This is a genomic window from Pseudomonas bijieensis (genome assembly GCF_013347965.1).
In the GTDB taxonomy this organism is placed as follows: Bacteria; Pseudomonadota; Gammaproteobacteria; order Pseudomonadales; family Pseudomonadaceae; genus Aquipseudomonas; species Aquipseudomonas bijieensis.
On record NZ_CP048810.1, the window covers coordinates 3,933,971 to 3,954,163 of the forward strand.

Annotated in this window: 6 protein-coding genes and 1 pseudogene; 5 read left to right on the forward strand and 2 right to left on the reverse strand. The window is 60.6% G+C overall.

What is annotated here, in order from left to right:
* The first annotated feature begins 5 nt into the window (after positions 1-5).
* Together GN234_RS17200 and GN234_RS17205 are read left to right on the forward strand one after the other, a co-directional pair.
* Positions 6-13,041: pseudogene (locus GN234_RS17200) on the forward strand (retention module-containing protein).
* A 184-nt stretch (positions 13,042-13,225) separates the two neighbouring features.
* On the forward strand, positions 13,226-13,564 hold the full coding sequence (locus GN234_RS17205) for a hypothetical protein (protein ID WP_003196545.1): 339 nt from the start codon (positions 13,226-13,228) through the stop codon (positions 13,562-13,564).
* 686 nt (positions 13,565-14,250) lie between these two features.
* On the opposite strand, the gene lapD is transcribed toward GN234_RS17205, so the two are convergent.
* Together lapD and lapG are read right to left on the reverse strand one after the other, a co-directional pair.
* Complete coding sequence (lapD, locus tag GN234_RS17210; protein WP_109756640.1) at positions 14,251-16,197, reverse strand: cyclic di-GMP receptor LapD; 1,947 nt, start codon at positions 16,195-16,197, stop codon at positions 14,251-14,253.
* Positions 16,198-16,211: 14 nt separating this feature from the next.
* The gene (gene lapG, locus GN234_RS17215; RefSeq protein WP_370873791.1) at positions 16,212-16,835 is read right to left on the reverse strand and encodes a cysteine protease LapG; all 624 of its coding nucleotides are present in this window, start codon (positions 16,833-16,835) and stop codon (positions 16,212-16,214) included.
* 268 nt (positions 16,836-17,103) lie between these two features.
* Between lapG and GN234_RS17220 the strand changes: the two genes are divergently transcribed.
* From GN234_RS17220 to GN234_RS17230, 3 genes are all read left to right on the forward strand, one after another.
* A complete protein-coding gene (locus GN234_RS17220) occupies positions 17,104-17,796 on the forward strand; it encodes a GntR family transcriptional regulator (RefSeq protein ID WP_109756641.1) in 693 nt (230 codons plus the stop codon).
* 685 nt (positions 17,797-18,481) lie between these two features.
* Positions 18,482-19,258: a DUF3050 domain-containing protein gene (locus GN234_RS17225; protein WP_109756642.1), complete on the forward strand. Its 777-nt coding sequence runs from the start codon at positions 18,482-18,484 to the stop codon at positions 19,256-19,258.
* Positions 19,255-20,187, forward strand: a complete 933-nt coding sequence (locus GN234_RS17230; protein ID WP_163855824.1) for a diiron oxygenase — start codon at positions 19,255-19,257, stop codon at positions 20,185-20,187. The genes GN234_RS17225 and GN234_RS17230 overlap by 4 nt, the downstream gene beginning before the upstream one ends.
* The last annotated feature ends 6 nt before the right edge of the window (positions 20,188-20,193 follow it).

Sequence of the window (20,193 nt, forward strand, 5' to 3'; positions counted from 1 at the left end):
CTTCAATGAGCAGTGTTATTGCCGTTGTCAAAAGCATTGTTGGTCAGGTTTTCGTCGTATCCCCCGAGGGCATCCGGCGCGTACTCATTGAAGGTGATCGCCTGAACGTAGGCGACCAATTGGACACCGGGCCTGCTGGCGCCGTCACACTGGAATTGGCCGATGGCCGCACCCTGGACCTGGGTCGCGACACTCAGTGGAGCGCCAATGCTCCGGACTCTTCCACTGACCTGGCACAAGCCACTGCCCAGGCCGCACCGTCGGTAGAAGAACTGCAGCAAGCCATCGCCGCTGGCGTCGACCCGACGACCGCCCTGGAAGCCACCGCCGCCGGCGCAACCGCCGCGGGGACTGGTGGTGCCGCCGGTGGCGGCCACAGCTTTGTGGTGCTGGATGCCACCGCTGGCAGCGTCGACCCTACCGTCGGCTTCCCAACCGAAGGTCTCGCTGCGGCTGCCGCCACCGACAACAACATTCTGGGTGGCGACACCACGGATACGACCGCCAACGCCGTGCTCAATGCAACGATGACCCTGAGCGCCACCCCGACCTTGACCGAGGCCGGTGGCGTGCTGGTGTATACCGCGACCGTGACCCAGGCTCCGCAGACCAACCTGACCGTGACCTTGTCCAACGGCGCGGTCATCGTGATCCCGGCGGGTCAACTCACCGGTAGCGTCAACGTCCCACTCGCGCCGAACGACACGGTCTACAACGACCCAAGCCAGATCAGCGTGACCGTCACTGGCACCACCGGCGGTACCGGCATTGCTGTGACCTTGCCCACCACGCCTGCCGTGACTCAGATCACCGACACCATCGACACCACCACCGTCACCCTGACGGCGGGCAACACCGTGACCGAAGGCGGCCAGATCACCTACACCGCCACCTTGACCAACCCGGCCCAGACCCCAGTGACCGTGACTTTGAGCAACGGCTCGGTCATCACCATCGCTGCTGGCCAGACGTCCGGCACCGTCAGCGTCGATACCCCGACCAATGATGTCTACAACAACGGCAGTACGGTCAGCACCACCATCACCGGCGCAACTGGCGGTAACTTCGAGAATTTGGTGCCGAGCACCGCGCCTGCGGTCACCACGATTACCGATTCGGCGGACACCACCGGCCTGACCTTGACCGCCAGCAACACCATCACCGAAGGCGGTTCGATCGTTTACACCGCGACGCTGACTAATCCGGCTCAAACTCCGGTCACCGTGACCTTGAGCAATGGCGCGGTGATCAACATCGCTGCTGGCCAGACGACTGGGTCCGTCAACGTCGAGACGCAGGCTAATGACGTCTACAACAATGGCAGCACGGTCAGCACCACCATTACGGGCGCAACCGGCGGCAACTTTGAGAATCTGGTACCGAGCACTGCGCCTGCGGTCACCACGATTACCGATTCGGCGGATACCACTGGCCTGACCCTGACCGCCAGCAACACCATCACCGAAGGCGGTTCGATTGTTTACACCGCGACGCTGACTAATCCGGCTCAAACTCCGGTCACCGTGACCTTGAGCAATGGCTCGGTCATCACCATCGCTGCGGGCCAGACTTCCGGGTCCGTCAACGTCGAGACGCCGGCTAATGACGTCTATAACAACGGCAGTGCGGTCAGCACCACCATTACCGGTGCGACAGGTGGCAACTTTGAGAATCTGGTGCCGAGCACCGCACCTGCCGTTACTACGATTACCGATTCGGCCGACACCACCGGCCTGACCCTGACCGCCAGCAACACCATCACCGAAGGCGGTCAGATCACCTACACCGCGACACTGACCAACCCGGCTCAGACTCCGGTGACCGTGACCTTGAGCAATGGCGCGGTGATCAACATCGCTGCAGGCCAGACGACTGGGACCGTCAACGTCGAGACACCGGCCAATGACGTCTATAACAACGGCAGCACAGTCAGCACCACCATCACCGGTGCCACCGGCGGTAATTTCGAAAACCTGGTGCCAAGCACTGCGCCTGCGGTCACCACGATTACCGATTCGGTAGACACCACTACCGTGACGTTGACTGCTACGCCAACCGTGAATGAAAACGGCACGATCACTTATACCGCCACGCTGACCGACGCCAATGGCAACCCGGTCACCGCGCAAAACGGTCCTGTGACCGTGACATTGGACAGCGGTAAAACCATCACCATCGCGGCGGGCGCGAGCTCGGGTGTGCTGGATGTGGCTGTCGGCAACGACGTTTACCAAGGCCCAACGACAGTTACTGAGTCGATTGCTTCCGCAACGGGTGGCAACCTAGAAGCCATCGCTCCTAACACCGCTCCGGTCAGCACCATCGTTAGCGATGTCAACGACACCACCACGGTAACGCTGACCGCCAATCCGACCGTGAACGAAAACGGCACCATCACCTACACCGCCACCCTGACCGGTGCTGATGGCAAACCGGTCATTGCGCAAAACGGTCCGGTGACTGTGACGTTGGACAGCGGCAAGACCATCACCATCGCTGCCGGTGCGAGTTCGGGTGTGCTGGATGTGGCCGTTGGCAATGATGTTTACCAAGGTCCAACTACCGTCACCGAAAGCATCAGTACCGCCACTGGCGGTAACCTGGAAGCCATCGCACCGAACACCGCTCCGGTTAGCACCATTGTTAGCGACGTCAACGACACCACCACGGTGACCTTGACCGCCACGCCGACCGTGAACGAAAACGGCACCATCACGTACACCGCGACCTTGACCGATGCCAACGGCAACCCGGTTACGGCGCAGAACGGTCCAGTGACCGTCACCCTCGACAGCGGCAAAACCATCACCATCGCTGCGGGCGCAAGCACTGGCGTATTGGATGTAGCCGTTGGCAACGATGTTTACCAAGGTCCGACCACCGTCACCGAAAGCATCAGTACGGCCACTGGCGGTAACCTGGAAGCCATCGCACCGAACACCGCTCCGGTTAGCACCATTGTTAGCGACGTCAACGACACCACCACGGTGACATTGACCGCCACGCCGACCGTAAACGAAAACGGCACCATTACCTACACCGCGACGCTGACCGATGCCAATGGCAATCCGGTCACCGCACAAAATGGTCCAGTGACCGTGACGTTGGACAGCGGCAAGACGATCACCATCGCCGCTGGCGCAAGTTCCGGCGTGTTGGACGTGGCCGTTGGCAACGACGTGTACCAAGGTCCAACCACCGTGACCGAGTCGATTGCCTCGGCATCGGGTGGCAACCTTGAAGCCATCGCACCAAACACGACTCCAGCCAGCACCGTCGTCAGCGATGTCAACGACACCACCACGGTGACATTGACCGCCACGCCGACCGTAAACGAAAACGGCACCATTACCTACACCGCGACGCTGACCAATGCCAATGGCAATCCGGTCACCGCACAAAATGGTCCAGTGACCGTGACGTTGGACAGCGGCAAGACGATCACCATCGCCGCTGGCGCAAGTTCCGGCGTGTTGGACGTGGCCGTTGGCAACGACGTGTACCAAGGTCCAACCACCGTGACCGAGTCGATTGCCTCGGCATCGGGTGGCAACCTTGAAGCCATCGCACCAAACACGACTCCAGCCAGCACCGTCGTCAGCGATGTCAACGACACCACCACGGTGACATTGACCGCCAATCCGACCGTGAATGAAAACGGCACCATCACCTACACCGCGACGCTGACCGATGCCGACGGCAATCCGGTCACCGCGCAAAACGGTCCGGTGACCGTCACCCTGGAAAGCGGCAAGACCATCACCATCGCTGCGGGTGCAAGCTCGGGCGTGTTGGATGTGGCCGTTGGCAATGATGTTTACCAAGGTCCGACTACCGTCACCGAAAGCATCAGTACCGCCACTGGCGGCAACCTGGAAGCCATCGCTCCCAACACCGCCCCGGTCAGCACCGTGGTCAGCGATGTCAATGACACCACCACGGTGACATTGACCGCCAATCCGACCGTAAATGAAAACGGCACGATTACCTACACCGCGACGCTGACCGATGCCAATGGCAATCCGGTCACCGCGCAAAACGGTCCGGTGACCGTCACCCTGAAAGCGGCAAGACCATCACCATCGCTGCGGGTGCAAGCTCGGGCGTGTTGGATGTGGCCGTTGGCAATGATGTTTACCAAGGTCCGACTACCGTCACCGAAAGCATCAGTACCGCCACTGGCGGCAACCTGGAAGCCATCGCTCCCAACACCGCCCCGGTCAGCACCGTGGTCAGCGATGTCAATGACACCACCACGGTGACATTGACCGCCAATCCGACCGTAAATGAAAACGGCACGATTACCTACACCGCGACGCTGACCGATGCCAATGGCAATCCGGTCACCGCGCAAAACGGTCCGGTGACCGTCACCCTGGAAAGCGGCAAGACCATTACCATCGCTGCGGGTGCAAGCTCGGGCGTGTTGGATGTGGCCGTTGGCAATGATGTTTACCAAGGTCCGACTACCGTCACCGAAAGCATCAGTACCGCCACTGGCGGCAACCTGGAAGCCATCGCTCCCAACACCGCCCCGGTCAGCACCGTGGTCAGCGATGTCAACGACACCACCACGGTGACATTGACCGCCAATCCGACCGTAAATGAAAACGGCACGATTACCTACACCGCGACGCTGACCGATGCCAATGGCAATCCGGTCACCGCACAAAATGGTCCAGTCACCGTGACGTTGGACAGCGGCAAAACGATCACCATCGCCGCCGGTGCCAGCTCGGGCGTGCTCGATGTCGCTGTCGGCAACGACGTTTACCAAGGTCCAACCACCGTGACCGAGTCGATTGCCTCGGCATCGGGCGGTAACCTGGAAGCTATCGCGCCAAACACGGCACCAGTCAGCACCGTGGTCAGCGACGTCAACGACACCACCACGGTAACGCTGACTGCTACACCGACCATGAACGAAAACGGCACCATCACCTACACCGCCACCCTGACCGGTGCTGATGGCAAACCGGTCATTGCGCAAAACGGTCCAGTCACCGTGACGTTGGACAGCGGCAAAACGATCACCATCGCCGCCGGTGCCAGCTCGGGCGTGCTCGATGTCGCTGTGGGTAACGATGTTTACCAAGGTCCAACCACCGTGACCGAGTCGATTGCCTCGGCATCGGGCGGTAACCTGGAAGCCATCGCACCAAACACGGCGCCAGTCAGCACCGTCGTCAGCGATGTCAACGACACCACCACGGTAACGCTGACCGCCAATCCGACCGTGAACGAAAACGGCACCATCACCTACACCGCCACCCTGACCGGTGCCGACGGCAAACCGGTCATTGCGCAGAACGGTCCGGTGACCGTGACATTGGACAGCGGCAAGACCATCACCATCGCCGCGGGCGCAAGTTCCGGCGTGTTGGACGTGGCCGTTGGCAACGACGTTTACCAAGGTCCAACGACGGTTACTGAGTCGATCAAAGATGCATCCGGTGGCAATTTGGAAGCCATTGCTCCAAATACTGCGCCAGTCAGCACCGTCGTCAGCGATGTCAACGACACCACCACCGTGACGTTGACCGCTACGCCGACCGTGAATGAAAACGGCACCATCACCTACACCGCCACCCTGACCGGTGCCGACGGCAAACCGGTCATTGCGCAAAATGGTCCAGTCACCGTCACCCTGGACAGCGGCAAAACCATCACCATCGCTGCGGGTGCGAGCTCGGGCGTGTTGGACGTAGCCGTTGGAAACGACGTGTACCAAGGTCCAACCACCGTCACCGAGTCGATCAAAGATGCATCCGGCGGCAACCTGGAAGCTATTGCTCCTAACACCGCTCCGGTCAGCACCATCGTTAGCGATGTCAACGACACCACCACCGTGACGTTGACCGCTACGCCAACCGTAAATGAAAACGGCATCATCACTTACACCGCGACCCTGACCGGTGCCGACGGCAAACCCGTCATTGCGCAAAATGGTCCAGTCACCGTTACCCTGGACAGCGGCAAGACCATCACCATCGCCGCCGGTGCAAGTTCGGGTGTGTTGGATGTAGCCGTCGGCAACGATGTGTACCAAGGTCCAACCACCGTGACCGAGTCGATTGCCTCGGCATCGGGCGGTAACCTGGAAGCCATCGCTCCTAACACCGCTCCGGTCAGCACCATCGTCAGCGATGTCAACGACACCACCACGGTGACATTGACCGCCAATCCGACCGTGAATGAAAACGGCACCATCACCTACACCGCCACCCTGACCGGTGCCGACGGCAAACCGGTCATCGCGCAAAATGGTCCAGTCACCGTTACCCTGGACAGCGGCAAGACCATCACCATCGCTGCGGGCGCAAGTTCGGGCGTGCTCGATGTCGCTGTGGGTAACGATGTTTACCAAGGCCCAACGACGGTTACTGAGTCGATCAAAGATGCATCCGGCGGCAACTTGGAAGCCATTGCTCCAAATACTGCGCCAGTCAGCACCATCGTCAGCGATGTCAACGACACCACCACGGTGACATTGACCGCCAATCCGACCGTGAACGAAAACGGCACCATCACTTACACCGCGACCCTGACCGGTGCCGACGGCAAACCCGTCACGGCGCAAAACGGTCCGGTGACCGTGACGTTGGAAAGCGGCAAGACCATCACCATCGCTGCGGGTGCAAGTTCGGGCGTGCTCGATGTCGCTGTCGGCAACGACGTTTACCAAGGTCCAACCACCGTGACCGAGTCGATTGCCTCGGCATCGGGCGGTAACCTGGAAGCTATCGCTCCAAACACTGCGCCAGTCAGCACCGTCGTCAGCGATGTCAACGACACCACCACGGTGACGTTGACCGCTACGCCGACCGTGAATGAAAACGGCACCATTACTTACACCGCCACCCTGACCGGTGCCGACGGCAAACCGGTCATTGCGCAAAATGGTCCAGTCACCGTTACCCTGGACAGCGGCAAAACCATCACCATCGCTGCGGGTGCAAGCTCGGGCGTGTTGGATGTAGCCGTCGGCAACGATGTGTACCAAGGTCCAACGACGGTTACTGAGTCGATCAAAGATGCATCCGGCGGCAACTTGGAAGCTATCGCTCCTAACACCGCTCCGGTTAGCACCGTCGTTAGCGATGTCAATGACACCACCACCGTGACCTTAACCGCCACGCCAACCGTAAATGAAAACGGCACCATCACTTACACCGCGACCCTGACCGGTGCCGACGGCAAACCCGTCACGGCGCAAAACGGTCCGGTGACCGTGACGTTGGAAAGCGGCAAGACCATCACCATCGCTGCGGGTGCAAGTTCGGGCGTGCTCGATGTCGCTGTCGGCAACGACGTTTACCAAGGTCCAACCACCGTGACCGAGTCGATTGCCTCGGCATCGGGCGGTAACCTGGAAGCTATCGCTCCAAACACTGCGCCAGTCAGCACCGTCGTCAGCGATGTCAACGACACCACCACGGTGACGTTGACCGCTACGCCGACCGTGAACGAAAACGGCACCATCACTTACACCGCCACCCTGACCGGTGCCGACGGCAAACCCGTCATTGCGCAAAATGGTCCAGTCACCGTTACCCTGGACAGCGGCAAGACCATCACCATCGCTGCGGGTGCAAGCTCGGGCGTGTTGGACGTGGCCGTTGGCAACGACGTTTACCAAGGTCCGACTACCGTCACTGAAAGCATCAGTACCGCCAGTGGCGGCAACCTCGAAGCCATCGCACCAAACACGGCGCCAGTCAGCACCGTCGTCAGCGACGTCAACGACACCACCACCGTGACGCTGACCGCCAATCCGACCGTGAACGAAAACGGCACCATCACCTACACCGCCACCCTGACCGGTGCTGATGGCAAACCGGTCATCGCGCAAAACGGTCCAGTCACAGTGACGTTGGAAAGCGGCAAGACCATCACCATCGCTGCGGGTGCAAGTTCCGGCGTGTTGGACGTGGCCGTTGGCAACGACGTTTACCAAGGTCCGACTACCGTCACCGAAAGCATCAGTACCGCCACTGGCGGTAACCTCGAAGCTATCGCTCCTAACACCGCTCCGGTTAGCACCGTCGTTAGCGATGTCAATGACACCACCACCGTGACCTTGACCGCCACGCCAACCGTAAATGAAAACGGCACCATCACTTACACCGCCACCCTGACCGGTGCCGACGGCAAACCTGTCATCGCGCAAAATGGTCCAGTCACCGTGACGTTGGACAGCGGCAAAACCATCACCATCGCTGCGGGCGCAAGTTCGGGTGTGTTGGATGTAGCCGTCGGCAACGATGTGTACCAAGGCCCAACGACGGTTACTGAGTCGATCAAAGATGCATCCGGCGGCAACTTGGAAGCCATTGCTCCAAATACTGCGCCAGTCAGCACCGTCGTCAGCGACGTCAACGACACCACCACGGTGACATTGACCGCCAATCCGACCGTGAACGAAAACGGCACCATCACTTACACCGCGACCCTGACCGGTGCCGACGGCAAACCCGTCATTGCGCAAAATGGTCCAGTCACCGTTACCCTGGACAGCGGCAAAACCATCACCATCGCCGCCGGTGCAAGTTCCGGCGTGTTGGACGTGGCCGTTGGCAACGACGTTTACCAAGGTCCGACTACCGTCACCGAAAGCATCAGTACCGCCACTGGCGGTAACCTCGAAGCTATCGCTCCTAACACCGCTCCGGTTAGCACCGTCGTTAGCGATGTCAATGACACCACCACCGTGACCTTGACCGCCACGCCAACCGTAAATGAAAACGGCACCATCACTTACACCGCCACCTGACCGGTGCCGACGGCAAACCTGTCATCGCGCAAAATGGTCCAGTCACCGTGACGTTGGACAGCGGCAAAACCATCACCATCGCTGCGGGCGCAAGTTCGGGTGTGTTGGATGTAGCCGTCGGCAACGATGTGTACCAAGGCCCAACGACGGTTACTGAGTCGATCAAAGATGCATCCGGCGGCAACTTGGAAGCCATTGCTCCAAATACTGCGCCAGTCAGCACCGTCGTCAGCGACGTCAACGACACCACCACGGTGACATTGACCGCCAATCCGACCGTGAACGAAAACGGCACCATCACTTACACCGCGACCCTGACCGGTGCCGACGGCAAACCCGTCACCGCGCAAAACGGTCCGGTGACCGTCACGTTGGAAAGCGGCAAAACCATCACCATCGCTGCGGGCGCAAGCTCGGGCGTGTTGGATGTGGCCGTCGGCAACGATGTCTACACCGGTGCACCGTCCATCACCGAGACGATCAAATCGGCCTCCGGCGGCAACCTCGAAGCCATCGCGGTCGATAAGACCGGCGCGTCGACGGCCGTGGGCGACACCGTCGACAACACCACCGTCAGCATCACCGGCAGCACGTCGGTCACCGAAGGCCAGGCGGCCACATACACCGTCAGCCTGACGAACCCTGCGCAAACCGAGGTGACACTCAAGATCGTCTACAGCGGCACCGCCGCCGACGGCACGGACTTCACCGGTGTCTACACCGTGAAGATCCCGGCCAACGCCACCAGTACGACCTTCAATGTGGCGACGCTGGACGACAAGATCTCCGAAGGCACTGAAAACTTCGTGGTCAAGATCGACTCGGCCACCGGTGGCAACTTCGAGCACCTGGCGGTCAGCGGTACCAACGGCAGCGTCAGCACCTCGATCATCGACAACGATGCGCCGCCTGTACTCGACCTGGACGCCAACAACTCCAGCGGCAAGACCGGTGCCGATTACCAGGTGACGTTCACCGAAGGCACCACTGGCCCCGGCGTGTCCATCGCCGACACCGACCTGAAAATCACCGACCCGGACAGCACCATGCTGACCGGCGCCACCATCGTGCTGACCAACCGTCAGCCTGGCGATGCGCTGAACCTGGGCAACAGCGTCAATGGCATCAGCATCAACGCCAACAGCACCGACGGCAAGGTCGTGCTGACGCTGACGGGCAATGCGACGCTGGCCGACTACATGCAGCAGATCAAGAACATCAGCTTCATCAACAACAGCGAAGACCCGAGCACCGTACCGCGCATCATCACCGTGACGGTGACCGATGGCGCGAGCTACTCCAACACCGCAACCACCACTGTGAACGTGGTCGGGGTCAACGATGCGCCAGTGGCCACCGGTGGCGCGGTGACCGGTACCGAAGACACTTCGCTGGTCCTCGGCTGGTCGACCTTCGGCATCAGCGATGTGGACAGCGCCGCCGCCAGCCAGGGTGTAAAAATCACCGGGCTGCCGAGCGACGGCAAGTTGCAGTACCTGGACGGCGCCACCTGGAAGGACGTGGCCAACAACCAGACCTTCACCAAGGCTGACATCGACGCTGGCAAGCTGCGCTTTACCCCCGATGCCAACGAATCTGGTGCCAACGGCAACCCGGCTGGCGTGGGCGATCAAAAGGCCGATTACGCGCAAATCAGCTTCCAGCCAACCGACGGTCAGGCGTTGGGCAATACCAGTACCGTGAAGATCGACATCACGCCGGTCGCCGACGCACCGACCCTCAACGTGGCCGGCAACAACGTGACCTCCACCGGCCTGATCAAGGAAGTCTGGACCGGCCTGTCGGGCCTGGGCACCGATGGCAGCGGCGCGGCCTCCGGCACGCTCAAGTCAGTGATCGATGCCGCCGGCACGCCGAACAGCAGCACCAACGTGACCAACGTGCAGTCCGACAGCAACGTCAACGCCGGTACGGCATCGAAAACCTCTGGCCTGATCTTCCTCGAAGCCGGCAAGACCTACACCTTCAGCGGCACGGGCGATGACAGCCTGCTGGTCACCATCGGCGGCAAAACCGTGGCGGCAACGACCTGGGGCGCTGGCGGCCAGTTGAACGGTTCGTTCACGCCGACCACCAGCGGCTACTACACCCTGGACATCTACCACCACAACCAGAGCGGCCCGGGCAGCTATGACGTGAACCTGTCGATCAACGGCAGCACACCGGTCGACCTGAACGGTGCCGGCGTGCCGCTGTACACCGGCGTGACCGACCTGGTGAACGCTGGCGTGACCGTCTCCGACCTGCACGGCACCAACGGTGAAGGCTACTACGACGGCTACAAGCTCAACGAAGGCGCCGAAGGCACCAGCGTGAACCTGTCGAAGATCACCACCGCCCTGACCGACACCGACGGCTCCGAAAGCCTGAGCGTGAAGATCGGTGGTATTCCAGAAGGCAGCGTGCTGAGCGACGGCGCGGGCCATACCGCGACCGTGGGCAGCAACGGCGAAGCCTCGGTCACCGGCTGGAACCTGGGCAGCCTGACCCTGACCCCACCGACCTACTACAACGGCAACTTCAACCTGACCGTAACCTCGACCTCCACCGAAGCCCTCGGCGGCTCGGCGGTCAGCACGGCGCAGATCCCGGTCACCGTCTACCCAGCCACCTACAACGCGGTCACCGCCACGTCGGGCAGCGACAACGTCACCGGCACCGACGGCAACGACATTGTGGTCGCCGACATCGGCGGCCTGACCGTGGTGCCGGGCGTCAATTACAACATTGCCTTCATGGTCGACAGCTCGGGCAGCATGAGTTCGTCGTCTGTCACCGCTGCCAAGAACTCCTTGACCCAAGTGTTCAACACCCTCAAGCAGAGCCTGGGCAGCAACTCCGGAACCGTGAACATTTTCCTGGCGGACTTCGATAACCAGGTAAACAAGAACGTTGCGGTCAACCTCAACGATCCGAACGCGCTGACACTGCTCAAGAGCGTGCTCGACTCGATGGTGTCCGGCGGCAATACCAACTATGAAGACGTGTTCAAGACCACCGCAAACTTCTTCAACAGCACCCAGGCCCTGAGCAATACCGGCGCGAAGAACCTGACGTATTTCATCACCGACGGTGAGCCAACGCGCTACCAGTCCGGCGAAGAGACGAACCCAGTGTTGTACGGCACCGTCAAGCTCGACGACGTCCTGAGCGCGGCCAACTACACCGTTGGCAAGTACTACACCCAGACGATCGACAGCACACACAAATTCATCATCGAAGAAAATGGGGACATGTTCCTGTCGATCAAGAACGGCAAGAATTGGAATGAAAACTACGTCGGCACGGTGCATGCCGAGGGCAATGGCACGTTCGAGTTCTCCAACCAGGCCGGCGGTTGGTGGGGCGACTCCTCGGCAGCAGACGGCTCAACGGCCAGCTTCACCCTGCTCAAAGGTCTGAGCAACGTTGAAGCCATCGGCCTGAACAACGGCGTCACCCTGTCCGATCTCGCCCCCTACGACTCCGATGGCAAGCCACAAACCAACATCGACCCGAGCAACCTGGCCAACTCCATCATCGGCCACACCGAAGCGACCCTGCCGGGTTCCGACACGGTCAACGGCGGTGAAGGCAACGACATCCTGTTCGGCGACCTGGTGAGCTTCAACGGCATTGCCGGCGAGGGTTACCAGGCCATCCAGGCGTTCGTGGCCCAGCAGAGCGGCGTGGACGTCAGCAAGGTCACCACCAGCAACGTGCACCAGTACATCACCGAGCACTACACCGCGTTCGATGTGTCCGGTGCCCACGATGGCAATGACACCCTGCTGGGCGGCGCCGGCAACGACATCATTTTCGGCCAGGGTGGCAGCGACACGCTCAACGGTGGCAAGGGCAATGACATCCTGCTGGGTGGCACGGGTAACGACACACTGATCGGTGGTCAGGGCAATGACACCCTGATCGGTGGCCTGGGAGGCGATACCTTTGTCTGGAAATCCGGCGACACCGGCACTGACGTGATCAAGGACTTCAAGGCCAGCGAGGGCGACCGGATCGACCTGCGAGATCTGCTGCAGGGCGAAACCGGAAGCAACATCGACCACTTCCTGAAAATCAGCACGGTCGATGGCGTGTCCTCGCTGCAGGTCAGCACCACCGGCCAGTTCAACGCGACCAATGGCGCAGCGGCCACACCGGATGTGACGATCAAGCTCGAAGGCAACAACTGGTCGAACATCAACCTGAACACGTTGATCGCCGGCAGTGACCCGACCATCAAGGTCGATCACAACAACAGCTGAACCTGACACAAACCCGTGGCGAGGGGAGCTTGCTCCCGCTGGGGGGGCGAAGCGGCCCTGTTTTTTAGGGCTGCTGCGCAGCCCAGCGGGAGCAAGCTCCCCTCGCCACGATAAGTGTTCATACTCCTCTGCAGTTGGCCTATGCTGCCCAGCATGACGCCGCTTCATACATGAGGGATGCCCGATGTTTTACGTGCAACGCGATGCACAAGGCCTGCTGGTGCGCGTAGAAGCCACCGCCTACGCCGAAGCCACCGAGACCTTGCCGGCCGACAACCACGAGATCCAGGACTGGTTCGCCAACCAGGCGGTGGAAAACAGCCTCAAGCAGCTCAAGCAGAGCGACCTGGAGATGATCCGGGTACTCGACGACTTGATCCAGGTGCTGACCAGCAAAGGCGTGATTCGCGTCACTGACCTGCCACCGGCGGCCCAGGCCAAACTGATGGACCGCACCCAGGCCCGGGAAGCATTGGGTGGGTTGAGCCGGTTGATCGATGACGATGAGAAGGGGTTGATCTAGGCCTGGTTTCATCGGTGTCAGGGCTGCCCTCATCGCGAGCAGGCTCGCTCCCACAGGGGGATGGGGTAAGTCGCAGATATTGCCGTCACACAGTTCTTATGTGGGAGCGGGCTTGCTCGCGAAGAGTCAGGCAAACCCAGCATCCATGTGACTGAACCACCGCTATCGCGAGCAAGCTCGCACACAGGTTCTTGGTCGTTTATAGGATCAGTGTCCACCGCCGATCCCTGTGGGAGTCGAGCTTGCTCGCGATGGCGGTGGGTCTGCTTGCATCAATGCTGAATGTGCCGCCGCCTTCGCGAGCAAGCTTTGCTCCCACAGATCTGACGGGTGTATGACCGGAAGAACCAGGTCGGCTACTAGGCCGCCTCGCGGTGGACGTTGATTTCGGCGCCCCGTTAACCACGATGGCCGAACGCAGGCATTGTGGAGTGGGCATCCCGGCATGGATGCCGGGATAGCCGCGCTGGGCCATGGATGGCCCTTCGCGGCGGGCCCACGGAGCAATGCCGGAGTGAGGGCATGCCGAGCCTAAGCGAGGCACCGAGTGGTGGGGCAGAAGCGCTTTGGTTACTTTCGCGCTTTTCGAAAGTGACCCGCCGTCAGGGCGGAACCCTAAGTGGCCGTTACCGCAGGAATGGATATGTACACGGTCAGAAGGGCACAGGCCGCCTCACCAGCCAGCCTCACCCCCAACGCTTAGGCTCACCCACCAACTGCCCCTGAACCCCAAACAACCCCATCTCCCGAATCACCGCCAACTCCCCCTCCGTCTCAACCCGCTCAGCAATCAACGGCAAGTCAATACTGTGAGCCGCACGCTGAATCGCCTCGATGAACAGTCGCTTGTCACTTTCCTGATCAATCGCACGAATATAGCTGCCATCGATCTTCAGGTAAGCCAACCCCAACCGCGACAAGTTACCGATCATGCTGAACCGCCCACCAAAACGCTGCAGGCTCAGAGAGAAGCCAAGCTCGCGCAAACGCCGGGTCAATTGTTCCAGGACAGCTTGCTCCGGCAATTGCTCTTCACCAATCTCCAAGGTCAAGCGCGACCCAAGGTTGGAATGCGCCCGCAGGATTTCAAAGACCTTGTTCAGCGCCTGCGGATCGGCCAAGGTCGCCGAAGACAGGTTCAACGCCAGGGATTGCTCATGCCCGGCCATTTGCTCGAGCACCTGTTCGAGCATCAAACGGTCCAGGCGCGCGGTCCAGCCAAAACGCTCCAACCACGGCAGGAACCGCCCGGCGGGAATCGTCTGGCCCTGCTCGTCCAACAGCCGCGACAGCACCTTGTAATGCAACACCACCTGGGTGTCCTGGGCAGCCACCACCGGCTGGAAGTACAGCTCGAAGCGTTGATGGTTCAAGGCCTGGTCGAGCAAAGTGTGCCAGGCATGGTGATCGTCGCCGACGCTCGCCGAGGCGCTGTGGTCCAGGCAGGCCCAACCCGGTTCGCCCTGGCTTTCGGCCTGGGCCAAAGCCTGGTCGCCAAGCTGGAGCACCGCTTGCGGCGAGTCGCCATGGACGAACGGCGCCAGCCCGATGGAGGCCACCGACGCCACATCCGTCGCACCGGTGGCATGCAAGCTCGCCAACGCGGCTTCGAGGTTCTGCGCCAGTTGCAGCGCTTCCTCGCGCACCAGCCCAGGTGCCAGCACCGCGAACTCGCCACCGCGAATACGCGTGACCAGGTTATGGGTTTCCGGATACCGCGCGCATTCGCGCAGCAATTGCTCGCCCACCGCCTGGAGCAACTGGTCGGTACGCTGCCCGCCCAACCGCTGGTTCAAACCGGCCAGGTCCTTGACCCGCAACAACAGCAGATAACCGGAGCTGGCCTGCTCCGGGTTGCTCACTCGCGCGTTGAGCTGCATCTCGAAATAACGCCGGTTGGCCAGGCCCGTGAGATTGTCCTGGTAAGACTCGACCCGCAGCTTCTCGCTGCGCTCGGCCTGCTCCTGGAACAGCGCCTTGAGTTTCTCGACCATCTGGTTCATCGCCTGCACCACGCGCCGCAGTTCAGGCGTGCGTGGCAGCTCCGGCAGGCTCAGGAACTCGCGTCGGGCGATGGCATGGGACTGATGCACCATGTAGTCCAGCGGCTTGAGCTGGCGACGCAGCAGCAAGGCCCCCAGCACCGCGCTCACGGCGCCGCACAGCAGCAACCAACCCAGGCTGCCCAGCGCGCTCTGCCACAGCTTGGCAAGGGCAAACATCGGGTGGCTGACCACTTCGACCCGCGCCGCCTGTTCCCAGCCGCGGCTGACGATTGCATCGCCGCCGGCCGGTTCCAGGCCGATCAGCTTGACGAACCACTGCGGCACGCTGCCGGCGTCCGGCGTGCCGGTACGTTCGACAAGGGTCTTGTCGGTGGCCACATCGACCACGCGAATGCTGGCGTAGTAGCCGCTGTCGAAGATCGAGCTGACCATCAGCTCCACCATCGCCGGGTCGTCGATGTTCGGTGTCAACGACAACGCCAGCGCCGTGGCCGCGTCCTGGGCGTGGGAGCGTAACTGGTTGACGTACTGGGCCCGCGAGCTCTCCAGGCTGACCATGAAGCTGCCGCTGAAGGCAACCACCAGGAACAGACAGATAGCGATCAACAGCTGTTTGAACAAGGACATCTGAGCGCGCGCTCCTAGTTAGTCGTCTCGACCGGAAAACCTTCGGCCTGCATTTTTTTCAACACATCCTGCCACCGGGACAGGCGCTTGGTGTCACCCACTTTTTTGTTGCCCTTGGCGCCCGGCAGCCACAGCCCTTCGGCATTGAAAGAGTAGACCGGGAGCAAGTCGGTTCGCTGGCTGGCCGGCAGGATGCCGTCGATCAGGCTGTCGAGGACCAGCGGCATCGCCTCGGGCGTGGCGTAATAGGTGAGCACCATGTGCGCACGGTTCTGCCGCAAGGCCTTGACGTAGGTGATGCGCAGCTTGTCACTGGACACCCCGAGATGACGCAGGCTGAAATACTTGGCGATGGCGTAGTCCTCACAATCGCCGGCCCCCTTCCACAGGGCCTGGATCGGGGTTTCCCAGTAGTCGACCTCGCGCCACAGGTCGATGTCTTCCACGTAGCGCACCTGTTTGTTGAAGAACAGGTTCACCACCTTGAGCTGTTCCAGTTCCGGGATCTGTTTCTGCGTCGCCAACAATTGCTGCCACGCGTCGATCCGTTGCTGCCCTTCGCCCAAGGGACCATATAACGCTTGCGCCCGTCGGCTGATCTGCGCAAAGTCCCAGTCAGCCCGTAGGCCACCCAGCATCAGGCCGGCCAGCAGCAATGCCGAACACAGCCAGCGCAAGGACCTGAGAACAGGGAAAGGTGCAGCCAAGGGAATACGTCCGAAAAGGGCCGTTGGAAATTCGTTGGATGGTGAAGCCTGGCCCACTAAAAGACAATGGCAGGGTGCAATCACCGCAGGCAGACTAAACTTTAGTTCAGGAACTGGGGCCGCGAGATTTTGACGGCTTGGAAATCTGTAACTAACGTTGGCTTGGATCCAATTTCGTTACTACCAGTCAGGTGTTGTCGTGACACAGAAGCCAAAACCGCTTAGCACTATCCAGGTCAACGGGCCCATCCCGGCTGACCAGGCACGTTCGATCATCGAAGAGTCTCTGCGCGAGGCCATCCTCGATGGACGCCTGCCTTGCGGCACCGCCCTGCGCCAGCAGGAACTGGCCGACCTGTTCGGCGTGAGCCGCATGCCCGTACGCGAGGCATTGCGCCAGTTGGAGGCGCAGTCACTGCTCAATGTGGTCCAGCACAAGGGTGCTGTAGTGGCGCCATTGATTACCAACAATGCAGTAGAAACCTACGCCCTGCGTTCGGTCCTGGAAGCTTTCGCCCTGCGCCTGTCCATCCCGCTGCTCGATGACAGCGACCTGGCACTGGCCGCCCAGTACATCGAACAGCTGGAAACGGAAACCGATCACGCCGAGATCGGCAAGCTCAACCGGCTGTTCCACATGTCGCTTTATCACAAGGCCCCCAACAGCAAACTGCTGGACCTGATCGAGCGCGAGCTCAATGAAGAAGAGCGCTTCCTGCGCTTTCACCTGTCATCCATGGGGCTGGGCAAGTTGAGCCAGGACGACCATCGCGCGCTGCTCGACGCCGCGCGTGCCAAGGACATCGATAAGGCCATCGTATTGCTGGAGCTGCACCTGGAAAAAGCCTCCGTCACCATGCGCCGCTATCTGGAACAGTCGTCGAACCCTTGATCCCACACCGGCCGCTCCGGCCGGCGTAAAAACTTCTTACATATCCTTCCGACTCACTTGTCGCCTGCGCGGCGCGGCCTGGCCGTGGCCGCGACTCGTCGTCCCATCAGTTCAATGGCACTGCCATCGATTTGGGCTCACTCTTGCGCTTGTCGATTCAAAACAGACCTGAAGAAGTCAACGCCTGGCTGAAACCAGACGAATCGAAGCCAATACGCAAGGAGCGTCGTCCAACCGGCGGGATGATCGGATGTCCGACCGACGTCCTGCCCATAACATAAAACTTCTTAACTCCCCGATCCCTGAAGTGCTCCGAGTGAGGCATTCACTCGAACTATTCGATTCTGATACCCCTAAATCGGAAGGAGCTTCTTCGCCCCAATAAAACTTATATAAAAAGTTTTAAAAACCCTCTTCGCGCCCAATAAACAGCCAACTTAAAATAATTAAAAAATTACTTGCCGCTTACTTGTTTCATGTATTAGTTTTTTGTTCGTCGCACTCTTGGCGACCCTTTCAACTCCCCGAGAACCCTTTAAATACAGGCGCAGCAAGCCAGAAACACGTACTAAAGGCGAATATTTAAGCTACTTGGTAATTCATGGATTCCGATTCAGGCACCCGCTCGCCCTAATTAAATAACGAGCCGCCTTCCGGATAAGACATCATTGATGAGGACGTTCCAATGCAGCCAACCAAAGAACAACTATCTCTGAAAAAACACGAACTTGGTCAACATCCGGTTTTTTCCGAAATAACATCAATCGATCTGTTACGCCGCTTTATGGAAAGCCATGTGTTTGCCGTGTGGGACTTCATGTCACTGACCAAACGGCTGCAACGGGAGCTGACCTGCGTGCACCTGCCCTGGCTGCCGCCGGCAGACCCGCACGCGGCACGCCTGATCAACGAAATCGTCTTGGGCGAGGAATCGGATGACCGCCCAGGAGCAGGCTATTGCAGCCATTTCGAACTGTACCTGGATGCCATGCGCGAGGTCGGTGCCGATACCCGCGCCATCGAACAATTCATCACTCTGCAGCAGGAAGGCGTCAGCCCCGAAACAGCACTGGAGAGTGTCGATGTCGAGCCGGCGGCGGCACGCTTCGTCCGCCAAACCTTGCACACCGCCCTGCACGCCCCGGCTCACAGCGTGGCCGCCGCGTTCGTGCATGGACGCGAGAGCGTCATCCCGCAGATGTTCCAGCGCATGCTGGATGCCTGGGGCATAGGCCTGGATCAGGCACCGACCTTTCGCTACTACCTGCAACGGCACATCGAAGTCGATTCCGAAGACCATGGCCCGGCAGCGGAAAAACTCTTGGCCCGGCTGATCGACGGCGACCCGCAACGTGAAACCGAGGTACTGGTCGCCGCACTCGCCGCGGTCCACAGCCGTGCGGCCTTGTGGGACGGCCTGCGTCAGAGCATGGCCCAGCCGGTTGCGCAGGTGATGCCATGAACGCCATCCCTTACCAATCCTTCGCCGACGCCTGGGAAAGCCGCGCCACCATCCGCACCCGACCACGGCGCCGGGTCGAAGACGACGACAAGCTGATCTTCCCCATGAGTCGCCAGCCGCTGGTGCACAGCCAGACCTTCCTCAGCCACTGTGCGCAACTGCGCGACTTTGTGCTGGTGCAGAGCCTCTACAAGTTCATCAACGACGTGGTGATTTTCGAGACCGAGTTGGTGGACCACACCGCCCGGCGCATCGCCAAGAACCGCTTCGGCATCGAGTTCCCGTTCGCCTGCCGTTATGACGCGATGACCGTGGTGGTGGACGAGGATTATCACGCGCTGGTGGCGATGGACTTCATGCAACAGACCATCGACATGACCGGCATCGATCCTATCCCGTTGCCTGGGCAGATCGAACTCAGCCGCGCCATACCGGCGACCCTGGCCCGGGCGCCGGAGCATTTGCTCAGCGCCGTGGAGCTGATCTGCATCGCCATCGCCGAGAACACCGTGACCAACGAAGTGGCCGCATTCGCCCGGGACGACTCGGTCAAGGCCTCGATCAAGGGGCTGATGGCCGATCACTTGCTCGACGAGGGACGGCACTCCGGTTTCTGGACCCGACTGGTGCAGATCTATTGGCGCACCGCCCCCGAGGAAGACCAGGAGGCGATTGCCCGATTGATGCCCGGTTTCATCGCCCAATACCTGGCGAGCGACCTGCAGCAAGCGTTCGACTTCGAGCTGATCGCGCACCTGCCCGTCGACGAGTCGGTGCGCCAGTCGCTGCGTGAAGACGCCAGTGCACTGGCGTATCCCATCAATCGTTTTCACCCGTTGGTGGGCAACATCACGCGCTTTTTCCGTGGCAGCTCGATGCTCGCGTCCCCCTGCGTACGCGACGCCCTTGCCGATTACCTGACCCCATGAGGACCT